13 protein-coding genes are annotated in these 13,783 nt (G+C 37.5%); 11 read left to right on the forward strand and 2 right to left on the reverse strand.

Features of this window, described 5'->3' with window-relative positions; translation table 11 throughout:
• The 10 genes from FZ940_RS07745 to lpxD all read left to right on the forward strand — a co-directional run bounded on the left by FZ940_RS07745 (window position 1) and on the right by lpxD (window position 10,203).
• Window positions 1–2,253 (forward strand): coiled-coil domain-containing protein, encoded by a 2,253-nt coding sequence (locus tag FZ940_RS07745; RefSeq protein ID WP_148822142.1) that lies wholly within the window; start codon window positions 1–3, stop codon window positions 2,251–2,253.
• Window positions 2,250–2,957 carry a tRNA1(Val) (adenine(37)-N6)-methyltransferase gene (locus tag FZ940_RS07750; RefSeq protein ID WP_103583673.1) on the forward strand — a complete coding sequence of 236 codons (708 nt, stop codon included), beginning with the start codon at window positions 2,250–2,252 and terminating at the stop codon, window positions 2,955–2,957. The genes FZ940_RS07745 and FZ940_RS07750 overlap by 4 nt, the downstream gene beginning before the upstream one ends.
• A complete protein-coding gene (locus FZ940_RS07755) occupies window positions 2,954–3,319 on the forward strand; it encodes a YkgJ family cysteine cluster protein (RefSeq protein WP_021091298.1) in 366 nt (121 codons plus the stop codon). Before FZ940_RS07750 ends, FZ940_RS07755 begins: the two co-directional genes overlap by 4 nt.
• A gap of 8 nt (window positions 3,320–3,327) precedes the next feature.
• Window positions 3,328–4,563, forward strand: a complete 1,236-nt coding sequence (locus FZ940_RS07760; RefSeq protein ID WP_187424696.1) for a tetratricopeptide repeat protein — start codon at window positions 3,328–3,330, stop codon at window positions 4,561–4,563.
• Entirely contained in the window at window positions 4,560–5,345 is a 786-nt protein-coding gene (gene trpC, locus FZ940_RS07765; protein ID WP_148822143.1) for an indole-3-glycerol phosphate synthase TrpC, read from the forward strand. The genes FZ940_RS07760 and trpC overlap by 4 nt, the downstream gene beginning before the upstream one ends.
• Window positions 5,345–5,827, forward strand: coding sequence for an HIT family protein (locus tag FZ940_RS07770; RefSeq protein WP_021091390.1), 483 nt, complete (start codon window positions 5,345–5,347; stop codon window positions 5,825–5,827). Before trpC ends, FZ940_RS07770 begins: the two co-directional genes overlap by 1 nt.
• A complete protein-coding gene (mnmH, locus tag FZ940_RS07775) occupies window positions 5,814–6,821 on the forward strand; it encodes a tRNA 2-selenouridine(34) synthase MnmH (RefSeq protein ID WP_148822144.1) in 1,008 nt (335 codons plus the stop codon). The genes FZ940_RS07770 and mnmH overlap by 14 nt, the downstream gene beginning before the upstream one ends.
• Before the next feature lie 270 nt (window positions 6,822–7,091).
• Window positions 7,092–8,786 (forward strand): acetolactate synthase large subunit, encoded by a 1,695-nt coding sequence (locus tag FZ940_RS07780; protein WP_187422158.1) that lies wholly within the window; start codon window positions 7,092–7,094, stop codon window positions 8,784–8,786.
• A gap of 2 nt (window positions 8,787–8,788) precedes the next feature.
• Window positions 8,789–9,250: an acetolactate synthase small subunit gene (gene ilvN / locus FZ940_RS07785; RefSeq protein ID WP_223154204.1), complete on the forward strand. Its 462-nt coding sequence runs from the start codon at window positions 8,789–8,791 to the stop codon at window positions 9,248–9,250.
• Window positions 9,250–10,203: a UDP-3-O-(3-hydroxymyristoyl)glucosamine N-acyltransferase gene (gene lpxD / locus FZ940_RS07790; protein WP_148822146.1), complete on the forward strand. Its 954-nt coding sequence runs from the start codon at window positions 9,250–9,252 to the stop codon at window positions 10,201–10,203. The genes ilvN and lpxD overlap by 1 nt, the downstream gene beginning before the upstream one ends.
• 126 nt (window positions 10,204–10,329) lie before the next feature.
• On the opposite strand, the gene FZ940_RS07795 is transcribed toward lpxD, so the two are convergent.
• Together FZ940_RS07795 and pta are read right to left on the reverse strand one after the other, a co-directional pair.
• Window positions 10,330–11,526, reverse strand: a complete 1,197-nt coding sequence (locus FZ940_RS07795; protein ID WP_107696363.1) for an acetate kinase — start codon at window positions 11,524–11,526, stop codon at window positions 10,330–10,332.
• A gap of 1 nt (window position 11,527) precedes the next feature.
• On the reverse strand, window positions 11,528–12,895 hold the full coding sequence (pta, locus tag FZ940_RS07800) for a phosphate acetyltransferase (RefSeq protein WP_148822147.1): 1,368 nt from the start codon (window positions 12,893–12,895) through the stop codon (window positions 11,528–11,530).
• A gap of 68 nt (window positions 12,896–12,963) precedes the next feature.
• On the opposite strand from pta, the gene flgH reads away from it, so the two are divergent.
• Window positions 12,964–13,671: a flagellar basal body L-ring protein FlgH gene (flgH, locus tag FZ940_RS07805; protein WP_072594280.1), complete on the forward strand. Its 708-nt coding sequence runs from the start codon at window positions 12,964–12,966 to the stop codon at window positions 13,669–13,671.
• The last annotated feature ends 112 nt before the right edge of the window (window positions 13,672–13,783 follow it).

Consider the following 13,783-nt stretch of genomic DNA (forward strand, 5'->3'; position numbering starts at 1 on the left):
TTGATAAATAAAATTTTACTAGCTATTTTTTGTTTGATAGTTGGCTTTTGCCTATCGTTTTTTAAATCTCCAAAAGAAGATGAAGCGCCAAAAGATACTAATCAAACGATTTATTCTATAAATTTTGACAATTTGCCAGAAGAAGAGAGACAAAAATACATCAGTAAAGACGATCTTTACGAATATGGCGGATATATAACTCCAAAAAGCTATATCCAAAATTTTACTGAAACGAACGATCAAAATTTATCAAATGATGTAAACGAACTTCAAGAACAAGTTCGTGAGCTAAGCAAAAAAAATAAAATTTTAGCTACTGATAATGTTGATATCAGCGAGAAAAATTTAGACTTTATAGGCAAAATTTCAGAGATGAAAAAAAATATCGAAAATGAAAAAAATGAGATAGTTGAGAAAAACCAAAAGACGCTAGGCGAGCTTGAGGCACAACACTTTGAAAATATACAAACTCTCACAAAACGACTAAATGAAGCTCAAGCTGATATGATAGAGAGCTCAAAAGCCTATGAAAAAAAGATAATAGACCTTGAAAATGCGATAAATGAGGCAAAAAATGGCGATGAAAGTAAGGTAAAAGATATCGAAGCAAATTTTGCTAAATTTAAAGAGATGGCTGAGGCAAATTACACAGCTTTAAAAGAGCAAAATATAGAGCTAAATACGACACTGGCTCAAAAAGACGCGCTAATAAAAGAGTATGAAAATACTCAAAATGAAAAAGATAAAAACGAAAAAAGAGAAATTTTGCTTTTAAAAGAGGAGATCGAGCGAGCAAAAAATGACGCTAATACACAAAAATTTAACTACGAAAAAGAGATAAATGCACTAACTGATGGCTTTGAAACGCAAAAGAGTGTTATGGAGGATGAGCTTTCAAAAAAGGCAAATAAGATAATTGATCTTGAGGAAGCACTTGAGTCAAGCAGGACCGCCTTAAAAGACAGAATTTATGAGCTTGATGAGATAAAGAAAAATTTAAACTCAAAAGATTTGGCAGTTGAAAACTATAATGGTAAAAATTTAGAGCTAAACGCCTCTCTTGCAGCACTTCATAAAAGTTTTAATGATTTAAAAGAAAAAAATCTTAAAAGCGAGCAGGAAAATAAACTCGCAAATGAAAATATAAGCTCGCTTAAAAAAGAACTTGAACGGGTAAATTTGATAAACAAAAAGCTAGAGAAGCAAAATTTAGATGCAAATACAAGTCTAAATGAGCTAAATAAAAAGCTAAATTTAAGTGAAGAGAGCTTTAAAAATGCACGAGATGAGCTAAAGACGCTTGATACAAAGACAAATAAATTTTTAAAAACTTTGTTTGAGCAAAATCAAACTATCTCTTTGCAGACCCAAAAGCTTGGTTTAAATGACAGCGAGTTGAAAAATTTAAGTGCAAAGATAAACTCAAAAGATGAAAAGATAAAAGAGCTGGAAAATAATCTCACTCAAACAAGTCAAATGCTAGCAGCAAAGCAAAGTGAGTTAGAAGCTCAAAAAAGGACGCTAAAGATCGATATGCAAAACTATGAAATTTTGCGTCAGCAAATAAATATTTTGCAAAAGAAGATAGCTGATACGTCGGCCCTTTTTGCTGATAGCAATAAAAGCGGCGGTAAAAATTTACTAAGCTTACAAAATGAGCTTGAAAGCGCAAAACATAAGTTAAACGAGAGTAATAAGACGATTGAGAGGTTAAATTCTAAAATAAATGAACTTAGCTCATCTAGCGTAAAAGGAAGTCCGGTAAATGCCAAAATCATCGAACTTCAAAAAGATATCGAGCAAAATTTAAATAGGCAAGATGAGCTCGAAAATGAAAATGTAAATTTAAAAAATATTTTGCAAGCTACGACAAAACCTGAAACTCCAACAAAGCTAGTTTTGATCTCTAGCCTTGAGTGTGATGACATGGATGTAAAAGATAAGATTAGCGTGATGTGTAAGAATAGAGTGAGCGAATTTTTACAAAGATTTAACTCAAACTACCTTTATGAGATAATTCCGATCGTAGATAAGAAAAATTTTGTCATTCCATCAAATGTGGCTCAAAGCATCAAAAAAGACGATCTTGGTAGGCTAAATAACTATGTAAATTATGGCGTTGGTAAAGAGCGCGCAAAGGCAGCAGCCGAGCTTATAAAAGAAGAATTTGGCGATTTTGCAAGGATCAGCTTTAGCTCTGAAGTGATCGTAAAAGATGTCACGCGTGGCTTTATCATCAAGGTTTATAGATGATCTTGGCTCAGCTAAAAAGTGGCTATCGCTACAACAGCGATACGCTGGTACTTTATGATTTTATAAGATCAAGTTTGAAAAATTTTTCAGGCAGGATTTTAGACGTTGGCGCAGGGTGCGGGGTACTTGGGCTTTTGCTTAAACGCGACTTTAAAAATTCCAGCCTAAGCTTGCTTGATATCTTGCAGATAAATGGTGAAATTTCTAAATTTAATGCCAGTAAGAATGGCTTGGAGGCAGAAATTATAAATGCTAATTTTGCAGATTTTAAAGATAGTGAGAAATTTGACCTCATCGTATCAAATCCGCCATTTTATCACGAGGGTACGAAACAAAGCGAAGATGAGCATATAAAGGCTAGTAGATACACAAGCTCTTTGGGTCTAAAAGACTTTATAAAAGGTATAAGCATAAATTTAAAACCTCACAAAAGGGCATTTTTTTGCTATGCACCTGATGATCTTAGCCAGATCGTAATGTGTCTAAAAGAGTTTAAGCTAAATTTAGTAAGCCTAAAATTTATTCATACAAAGGCTGATAAGCCAGCAAATTTGGCCTTGTTTGAGGTAAGAAATAATTCAAACTCAAAGCTAAAAATTTTGCCACCTTTGGTAATGAGCGAAAATGGCTCGCATACAAAAGAGGCAATTGAAATTTTTAAAAAAGCTGATACAAACAGCGTTGATTATCAGGAGCTAACGTGAGAGTGCAAGGCTTTAGCTATGAGTTTGATGCCAGCTTTTGCGAGAGCTGCGGCGGTAAGTGTTGCACGGGAGAGAGTGGCTACATCTGGATAAATGAAGAAGAAATTTCAAAATTTTGCACTGCATTTCATATGAGTAAAGATGAGTTTGAAAAGCAGTTTTTAATAAGAGTTGGGCTAAGGTGTAGCATAAAAGAGAAGCCTTATGAAGATGGCTTTGCTTGTGTATTTTTTGATGAAAAAAATAAAAACTGCTCAGTCTATGAGCTAAGGCCACAGCAGTGTAGGACTTTTCCGTTTTGGAATTATTTTAAAAAAAATTTAAAGGAGCTAAAAGCAGAATGCATTGGCGTAAAATTTTAGTATTTTTTATGAGCGTATTTTTTAATTCGCAGCTACTTTTGGCTGACGATAATAAAAGTATAAATTTACGCCTAATGCAAGCTTTATTGTTTCAAGATAGCGGAGATGTGAATGCTAGCATTCAAGCTTACTCAAACATTTTTAAAGATACAAATCAAAAAGCTTATTTAAAAGAGGCGATCAAACTCGCCTTTGCTACAAAAAATGAAAATTTAGACGCTTTGATAAGTGAAGGCGAAAAAAGCTTAAAAGACGACAGCGATTTTATCCGTATAAAGGTGGCAAATTTAGTAAATCTTTCAAAGCTAAATGAGGCTAAAAGTTTAATGCAAGAGCTTGCCACAAAAGAGCCAAATGCCCAAAATTTACTCATGCTTGGCACTATTTGTATGATGCAAAATGAAACAACGACTGCGCTAAAATACTTTGAAGAGGCATACTCGCTAAAGCAAGAAGAAGAAAATTTGCTCCGTATCGTTGATATTTTGATAAATCGCATGGATAAGATAAAAGACGCTACAAAATATCTTGAAAAATTTAGAGATGAACAAGGCTGCACGCTAAAGACTTGCGAGCTTTTGGCTGAAATTTACTCCCAGCAAAGAAATTTCCCAAAAGTGATCGAACTCTTTGAAGAGCTTTATGAGCTAAATCACGATACTTCGTATATTGATAAGATCGTGCAGTTTTTTATCTATGATAAAAATTACAAAGCAGCAATTGAAATTTTAAAAAAATATAGCTACAACGATGTGGCACTTATGGATCTTTATGCGGCGACTAGTAATTTCGGTGACGCATACATACTTGCTGTTAAAATTTATAATGACAGCAGGGATTTAAATTTTTTAGCAAAAGCCGCGATTTACGAATACGAGATGAATAAAGATACCTTGAACGAACAAAAAATGGCTGAAATTTTAGATAAATTTGAAGCTAGCGTGCCAAAGCTAGAAAATGATATGTTTTTTAACTATTATGGCTACTTGCTGATAGATCATGATATTGATCCTAGAAAGGGTATAGAGCTTGTGCAAAGGGCACTTACCATCTCGCCCGAGTCACCTTATTATGAGGATTCGCTAGCGTGGGGATATTTTAAGCTCGGTGAGTGCAAAAAAGCAAAAAGTATCATGCAGCATGCAATGAAAGATGTTGATTTTAGGACTTCAAAAGAGGCAAAAGAGCATTTGCACCTAATAGAGCGCTGTATAATAAATCTAAACAAAAGGCTTAAAAAATGATACTTGATGAGATAATAAAAAAGACTAAAGATGATCTTGAAAAAAGAAAAGCAGACTTCCCTGAGGAGTGGCTTGGTCGCTCGCTCGCGTATAATCCATACGTGCCAAGAGATGTTTTAAATGCACTTAGAGCAAGTCAAAATGAGCCGATAAAAATCATAGCCGAGATCAAAAAGGCAAGCCCTAGCAAAGGCGTGATAAGAGAGGATTTTGAACCTATAAAAATCGCTCAGGAATACGAGCCATACGCAAATGCTTTTAGTATCTTGACTGAACCACATTGGTTTAAAGGCAACATCGAGTATATCACGCAAGTTCGCCGCTACGCCTCAAGGCCGATCCTTAGAAAAGATTTTATCGTTGATAAGTATCAAATTCTTGAAGCTCTTGTTTATGGAGCAGACTTTATCTTGCTCATCGCAAAAGCATTAACTCAAAATGAGCTAAAAGAGTTTTTAGACTACGCTCATCATTTAGGTCTTGAAGTTTTGGTTGAAACTCACGACGCGAGTGATGTGAAAAAGGCTATCTTTGCAGGAGCAAATATAATAGGTATAAATCATAGAAATTTAGATGATTTTACGATGGATATGAGCCTTTGTGAGAAGCTCATACCACTTTTACCAAATGGCAAGATAATAGTCGCTGAAAGCGGTCTTTACGAGCATGAACAGCTTAGAGAGCTAAGTAAAATAGGCGTAGATGCTTTCTTGATAGGAGAGCATTTTATGAGGCAAGATAATATAAAAAATGCCGTCAAAAAGATAAAGGAGGGTGAGTAATGCAGCACCTTTGTGCCCCTTGGAGAAGCGAATACTTTAGCGCTAAAAAAGATAGCTGTGTTTTTTGTGACGTTATAAACTCAGATGATGATGATAAAAATGGCGTACTTTTTCGAGCTAAGCATTGTTTTGGGATTATGAATTTATATCCGTATTCTCCAGGACATTTTATGATAATACCAAATCAGCATACCGATAAGATCGAAGAGCTTGATGAGCAGACTTGGTTTGAGATGAGTAAATTTGTAAGGCTTGGAGTTGAAATTTTAAAAAAAGAGCTTTATGCTAATGGCGTAAATATAGGTATGAATTTAGGCAAGGCAGCGGGAGCTGGCATAGCTGAGCATGTGCATTATCACCTTGTGCCAAGGTGGAGCGGAGATACAAATTTTATAACTACTATCTCTGATGTGAGAGTAAATGGCACGCCATTTCATCCACTTTTTGAGAAACTAAAAAAGGCATTTAGTGCCGTTATTTGAGCTTGATGTAGAGCAGTGGCTAGAGAAAAGAAGCTCTTTTGAAATTTTAATAGACGCAAGATCACCACATGAATTTTCATATTCACACATAAAAGATGCCATAAATTTATACGCTTTAAATGACGCGGAACATAAAGAGGTAGGCACGATCTATAAAAGCGATAGATCCCTAGCAAAGAGCCTTGGCGCAAAATATATCTGCAAAAATTTACAAAATATCATTGATGAGGTTTATAAAAGAGCCAAGGTTGGTTCAGCTATTGGCATCTACTGCGCTAAAGGTGGGCTTAGATCAAATTCTGTTGGCTATGTGCTAAGTATGATAGGATATAGAGTTTTTAGGCTTAGTGGTGGCTATAAAACTTATAGAAATCATGTTTTAGAATTTCTAAATCGACCTTTAAGCACGAAATTTATCACTCTTTTTGGAAATACTGGCTGCTATAAAAGTAAGCTAATAAGGACTCTAAGCCCGTCAATAGACCTTGAAGCTATGGCAAATCATTTAGGCTCTGTCTTTGGAGCGATAAATGGCGCGCAGCCAAGCCAAAAAAGCTTTGAAGATGCGTTGTTTGAAAAGCTCATCACGCTAAAAGATAAAATTTGCTTTATTGAGGGTGAGAGCAGAAGGATAGGCTCGTTAAGTTTGCCAAAAAGTCTTTATGAGGCGATGCGTAGTGGCATAAATGTCGAAGTAAGTGCAAGTTTAGAAAAAAGAATTTCTTGTATAGTAGATGACTATAAAAGTGTGGATAAAGCCTTTTTTGACGAATGTATGAAGAAAATTTCACCATTTATCGATAAAAAAGCTAGAGATGAAGCTGTGGCTAAATTTAATGAAAATGACATTGCTAAAGTAGCTGAAATTTTACTCACAAAATACTACGACAAAGTCTACAAGAAAAACGAAAATATTAATGTTTTTATAAATTCTGACGACTTTGACGAAGCCGTTAAAAAGCTAAATAATATAAAAAATGAAGCAAAATTTTAGGCTTATTTTAATTAAAAAATTAAGCCTAAAATTTATACAAATTAGTTTTAGCTCTTAAAATTTTATAGTCTTTGCTCACTTAAATTTATCAATTTTACTAAAAATAGTACATTAAATTTTATGTAAAATATTTTGTATTATTTTTCTAAGATGGTAAAAAATTTTTTAAGAAAATCAAAGTAACACCTAAAATTCGCTAGAAAGTTAAAATGGATTTAAAATGCTTTGGGATATAATTTGCGATAAATTTATCAAAAGGCTAAAGTGATGATAAAACAAATTTCTGGTTCACAGATGATAAGCGAGGCCTTGCACGAAGAGGGTGTTGATATAGTCTTTGGCTATCCTGGCGGTGCAGCTTTAAATATCTACGACGAGACATACAAGCAAACTTACTATAGGCATATTCTAGTTCGCCACGAGCAAGCAGCCGTACATGCAGCAGACGGATATGCAAGGGTTAGCGGTAAAGTGGGTGTTGCTTTTGTGACTAGTGGCCCTGGTTTTACAAATGCAGTCACAGGCCTTGCCACAGCTTATAGCGACAGCATCCCTATCGTGCTTATAAGTGGTCAGGTGCCGACATTTATGATAGGTACAGATGCATTTCAAGAGATTGATGCGGTCGGCATTTCACGCCCATGCGTCAAGCATAATTTTTTAGTAAATAGTGTCGAGGAACTGCCTCGTATTATAAAAGAGGCTTTTTATATCGCAAGATCAGGCCGCCCGGGACCAGTTCATATCGACATTCCAAAAAATATCACATCAAAGCTTGGTGATTTTGTATATCCAAAAGAAATTTCTATCCCAAGTTACAAGCCGACCTATAAAGGCAACTCAAAACAGATAAAAAAGGCAGCAGTTGCGATAAATGAAGCTAAAAGACCACTTCTATACATCGGTGGTGGTGCGATCGCATCTGGAGCTAGCGATATCATCCGTAAATTTATGCAAAAAACAGGCATTCCAGCAGTCGAAACGCTTATGGCTCTTGGCGTGCTTGACGCGAAAGATAAGCTAAATTTAGGCATGGCTGGCATGCATGGTAGCTACGCTTCAAACATGGCTTTAAGCGAGTGTGATCTTTTGATCTCGCTTGGAGCTAGATTTTGCGATAGGATAACTGGTAGAACGGATGAATTTGCAAAACACGCAAAGATCATCCATGTTGACATTGATCCGAGCTCTATTTCAAAGATCATAAACGCCCATTTTCCAATAGTTGGCGATCTTACAAATGTGCTAACCGAGCTTTATGATGAAGTCAATGCAAAGCCTGAAAACTATGCTCCTTGGAGAGAAATTTTAGATAGATACTCAAAGCTAAATCCTCTAAGCTATACAGATAGTGACACAGTTCTTAAACCACAATGGGTTATCGAAGAGACTGCGAAGATAGCTGGACCTGATGCCATCATCTCAACAGACGTTGGCCAGCACCAAATGTGGGTGGCGCAGTTTTATCCATTTAACCGAGCAAGGCAGCTTGTAACAAGTGGCGGCCTTGGTACGATGGGATATGGCCTCCCTGCAGCGATTGGTGCAAAGTGTGCGATGCCGGACAATCTTGTCATAAATTTCACTGGTGACGGCTCAATACTTATGAATATCCAAGAGTTGATGACTGCCTGTGAAACAAAGGCTCCGGTTATCAATATAATCCTAAATAATAACTTCTTAGGAATGGTTCGTCAGTGGCAGACATTTTTCTATGAAAAACGCTATTCATCGACCGATCTTAGCCTTCAGCCTGATTTTACAAAGATCGTTGAGGGTTTTGGCGGTGTTGGCTTTGTTTGTAAGAGTAAGGACGAGTTTAGAAAGGCTTTAAAAGAAGCGATCGATAGCAAAAAATCAGCGATGATCGACGTTAGGATCGACCGCTTTGAGGACGTACTTCCTATGGTTCCAGCAGGGGCTGCGATTTATAATATGATATTAAAGAGCAAGGAAGAAAAATGAGTATCAGAAGAACGATTTCGGTTATAGTTTTAAATGAACACGGCGTTTTGGCTAGAATTTCTGGGCTTTTTGCAGGCAGGGGCTACAATATTGACACGCTCACCGTTGCTCCGATACCTGAGAGCAACTTCTCAAGGCTAAGTATCGTAACAAGCGGTGACGAGAGAGTTTTAGAGCAGATCGTAAAACAGCTTCACAAGCTCATACCAACGTATAAAGTCATAGAAAGCGGCGAATTCGTCGAAAAAGAGATGGCGCTAGTGAAAATTCCGCTTGGTGAAAATTTTGCCGGTCTTGAGGCGATACTAAAGTCGTACAACGGTATCGTTACAAATACAAACGAAAACTACATCGTTGTCATGGTGGCTGACGATGCGAGTAGGATAGAGAGCTTTTTAAAGTCTATAAAGAAATTTAACCCAGTTGACGTCGTACGTGGCGGATCTGTGATAATGGATATATGATGAAACTAAGTGAAATAGCCTCAAAAGTAAATGCTACTTTTAGTGGAGAAGATATAGAAATTTTTGCTCTAAATTCTTTAAAAAATGCAAATAAAGCTGAGCTAACATACTGCGATGGCGAGAAGAATGCAAAATTTATAAGTACATCAAACGCTGGAGCCATCTTGGTGACAAAATCGCTTTTAGACTTGGTACCAGCTGGTATGGTCGCACTTGTGTGTGATAACCCGCACCTTGCATTTGCCTTGCTTAGTAAAGATTATGCTAAGCCGCTTTTTTGCGAGCCAAAGCCATCAAATATTGCTAAGAGTGCAAAGATAATGCCAAATGTCTACATAGGCTCAAACGTGAGTGTTGGTGAAAATACAGTAATAATGGCTGGAGCATTTTTGGGCGATAATGTAACTATCGGTAAAAACTGCATCATCCACCCAAACGCAGTCATCTACAATGACTGCGTCATCGGTAACGAGTGTCACCTGCTAGCAAACTGCGTGATTGGAAGTGATGGCTTTGGCTATGCACACACAAAAACCGGTGAGCATGTGAAAATTTATCACAACGGCAATGTTGTTTTGGGCGATTTTGTCGAGATCGGTGCTTGCACGACGATAGATCGTGGAGTATTTGAGAGCACAATGATCGCAAACTACACAAAGATAGACAATCTCGTTCAAATAGGCCACAACTGCGAACTTGGAAACGGCTGCCTTATAGTCTCACAAACTGGCCTTGCTGGCTCAACTATACTAGGCAGAAACGTCGTCATGGGCGGGCAAAGTGGCTCGACTGGACATGTGAGTGTGGGTGACTTCGCGCAGATCGCAGCACGTGGTGGTGTTAGTAAAAATTTACTAGGTGGTAAAAAATACGCCGGAGCTTATCCGATAATGGAGCTTTCGGAGCAGTTTAAATTTCAAGCAAAAATTTTGAGATTTTTTAAGAAAAATTGATTGCAAGCTTTTGCGAGCTTAAAATCGCAAAAGCTTTTTATCTTATAACCTAAAAATAATGCTAATTCTATTTTAAAACCAATTAGGCTTAAAATTTATATATCAAGTCTGGACTTAAACATCTATTTATTTGGCTTTGTTCTCTTTTATTACTCTAGCCGTTTCTATCGCGATTTCTAGCTCTTCGTTTGTTGGTATGATGAGTGTTTTTATCTTAGCGTCATCCCCGTCTATGCATCTCTCGCCTCGCATGTCTTGGAAATTTAGATCGTGATTTATGTGAATGCCAAGATGTTTTAATTCGTCACAAATTTTTTGCCTTGTGTTTGGTGCGTTTTCTCCTATGCCACCGGTAAATATAAGTGCATCAACGCGTCCTAAAATGGCGTAATATGAGCCAATATATTTTTTCACTCGGTAGCAAAACATCTCAAATGCAAGCTTTGCTCGCTCGTCATTTTGCATTTTAGCCACAACCTCTCTCATATCACTTGAGCCACAAATTCCAAAAAGTCCACTCTTTTTGTTTAAAAAGTTATCGATCTCGTTCCACTTTAAAACGCCGATATTTAGCAAGTAAATGACCACAGCTGGGTCCATATCGCCGCTTCTTGTACCCATTATGAGCCCTTCAAGTGGACTAAGCCCCATCGAGGTATCGATACTTTTGCCATTTTGTACTGCACAGGCTGAAGCGCCATTTCCTAGATGAAGCGAGATAGCGTTAAATTTATCAAATTCTATGCCAAGCATTTTGGCCGCTTGTTTGCAGACGTATCTATGCGAAGTGCCGTGAAAGCCGTATTTTCTTATGTGATGAGTCTTACAAACATCGTAGGGTAGGGCGTAGCGGTAGGCGTACTCTGGCATGCTTTGATGAAATACTGTGTCAAAAACGACTACGTGAGGTACATTTTTGCTCTCTTTCATTGCGTTTTTAATGCCCGCTAGGTGCCCTGGATTATGAAGAGGAGCAAGTGGGCTTATCTCCTCGATCTTTTTGATGACGCTTTCATCAACGATCATTGAGCTAAAAAAGCTCTCGCCGCCGTGAACTATCCTGTGTCCGATACCATCAAGCTCGCTTAGATCGTGCAAGGTGTGTGAGGTGACAAAGAGCTCGTTCATCGCCTCAAGTCCGTCATGGTGGTCTTTTATAAAGCGTTTTATCTCGTAGGTTTCGCCATTTGCTTTTAGTACCGCTCTTGAGCTGGAGCTACCGATTTGCTCGACTAGACCGCTTGCTAGACTGGTTTTGGTATCCATTGCAAAAAGTTGAAATTTTATTGAGCTACTACCAGAGTTTAAAACCAAAATTCTCATATTATTCTCCTGCTTGTATAGCACTGATTAGGATAGTATTTACCACGTCTTCAACAAGGCAACCGCGGCTTAGGTCATTAACTGGCTTTTTTAGCCCTTGAAGTATCGGACCCACGGCTAGAGCGTTTGCGCTTCGCTGAACTGCTTTATAGCAGATGTTTCCGCAGTTTAAATTTGGAAAGATAAATACATTTGCCTGCCCAGCCACATCAGAGTTTGGCATCTTTTTGCTAGCGACACTTGGCTCAATAGCTGCATCAAACTGAATTGGCGCTGCGATTTTTAAATTTGCATCAAGCTCGCTAGCTTTTTTAGCAGCTTCTTTTACAAATTCCACATCAGGTCCACTTCCACTCTCAGCTGTAGAGTAGCTTAGCATGGCGATCTTTGGACTAAGGCCAAAGGCATTTGCCGTTTGAGCGCTACTTAGTGTGATGCTAGCTAGCTCATCTGCGCTTGGATTTGGCGTGACGGCACAGTCGGCAAAAAGCAAAATTTCTTCTTCAAGCGCCATGAAAAATGCCCCACTTACCACGCTTACATTTGGCTTTGTTTTTATTATCTGCAAGGCTGGGCGGATCGTATCAGCCGTGCTCATTGTAGCGCCACTTACCAAGGCATCGGCTAAGCCTTCATGAATTAGCATCGTAGCAAAGTAAATTTTATCTTTTGCAAGCGCATTTGCCTTAGTTTCATCCACACCTTTATGTTTTCTAAGCTCATAAATTTTCTTTGCAAATTCATCTGTCAGCTCATTTTGTTCTGGATTGATCACTTTGGCTTTGCTTAGATTTAGCCCACAAGCGGCCGCTTTTTTTGAAATTTCATTTTCAAGTCCTAATAAAATGATATTTGCCGCATCTTTTTCTAATACTATGTGAGCTGCTTTTAAAATTCTCTCATCGTCACTCTCTGGCAAAACAACTGTTTTGTTTGCAGTTTTGGCTCTTTTTAGAAGCAGGCTTTGAAATTTAAATGGTGTGATGATGTCAGCTTTGTAGCTCAAAATTTCATCAAATTTATCTGTGATTAGAAGCTTTGAGTTTAGATTTAGTGCTTTTAGCTCGCTTGCGTTTTCGTCAAAGACTGGAGCGTTTAAATTTCTAGCTAGCTTTAAATTTATCTCGCTTTTGCCAAAGACACTAAAGCCCTCACAGCCAATGACTATGACGAAGTCGCTTTTGGCTTTTAACTCTTCAAATTTATCTATAAATTTTAGAAAAAATTCTTTTTCATTTGAATTTATTAAGTTATTTTTATCGTTTTCATCTGGGATTATCTTAAAAATCTCAACTTTTTTGAATTTTGTAGCTATAATTTCTTGCAGATGTGCTAAATTTTTGTCTGTAAAAACGTAACAACTTTTCATTTGCGACCTTTTTAGGAACTTAAATTGCTTAATTCTAGCACAAAGATACTTATTTTAAGGCATTTTTTATGAACCATAAAACGATTTGGCTCGTCTTATCTGCGGGCATTATTTGCACTGGCTGCACACCAAGTGCTGATCCTCATATCAATATGAAACCCCCGGTTTATGTCGAGCAACTCCCTTCAAAAGATAGTGGAACCGGACAAAGCAACGCTGGCAGCCTCTTTGGAAAGGGCGAAAATCCTCTTTTTTCAGATAGAAAAGCGATGAATGTAAATGATATCGTGACTATCGTTATCTCAGAAAATGCAAGCCAAACTTCAACTGGTAGTAAAAGTACAAATAAAGATAGCACCATCTCGCTTGGCGGAGGTGTATTTACGGCTGGAGCTGCTCCACTTTCAAATATAGCTGATAATCTAAACAAATACGGCGACATCGGCTTTAAAGCAGGTGGTGGCAATAAATTTACAGGAAGTGGCACGAGCAACAGAAGTGAGAAATTTACCGCAACCATTTCAGCTAGGATCATAAAAATCCTAAATAACGGCAACTATTTCATAGAAGGTAGTCGCGAGCTACTTATAAACGGCGAAAAGCAGATCATGCAAGTAAGTGGCGTTATCAGACCTTACGACATCTCACAAAACAACGAAATCGACTCAAAATATATAGCTGATGCCAAAATTTTATACAAAACCGAGGGCGAGCTAGACAAATCTACCAAAAAGCCTTGGGGCACAAGGCTCATGGAGGCTATCTGGCCATTTTAATGCAAATTTAAAAGCCTAAATTTCATCCATTTGGGCTTTTAAAAATTTATATCTCAAAAATTTCTCTCGCCTTAAATATGCTAAATTTTTAAAAATCATTAAAAATTATAGT

It is taken from the genome of Campylobacter concisus, from assembly GCF_902460415.1.
In the GTDB taxonomy this organism is placed as follows: domain Bacteria; phylum Campylobacterota; class Campylobacteria; order Campylobacterales; family Campylobacteraceae; genus Campylobacter_A; species Campylobacter_A concisus_Y.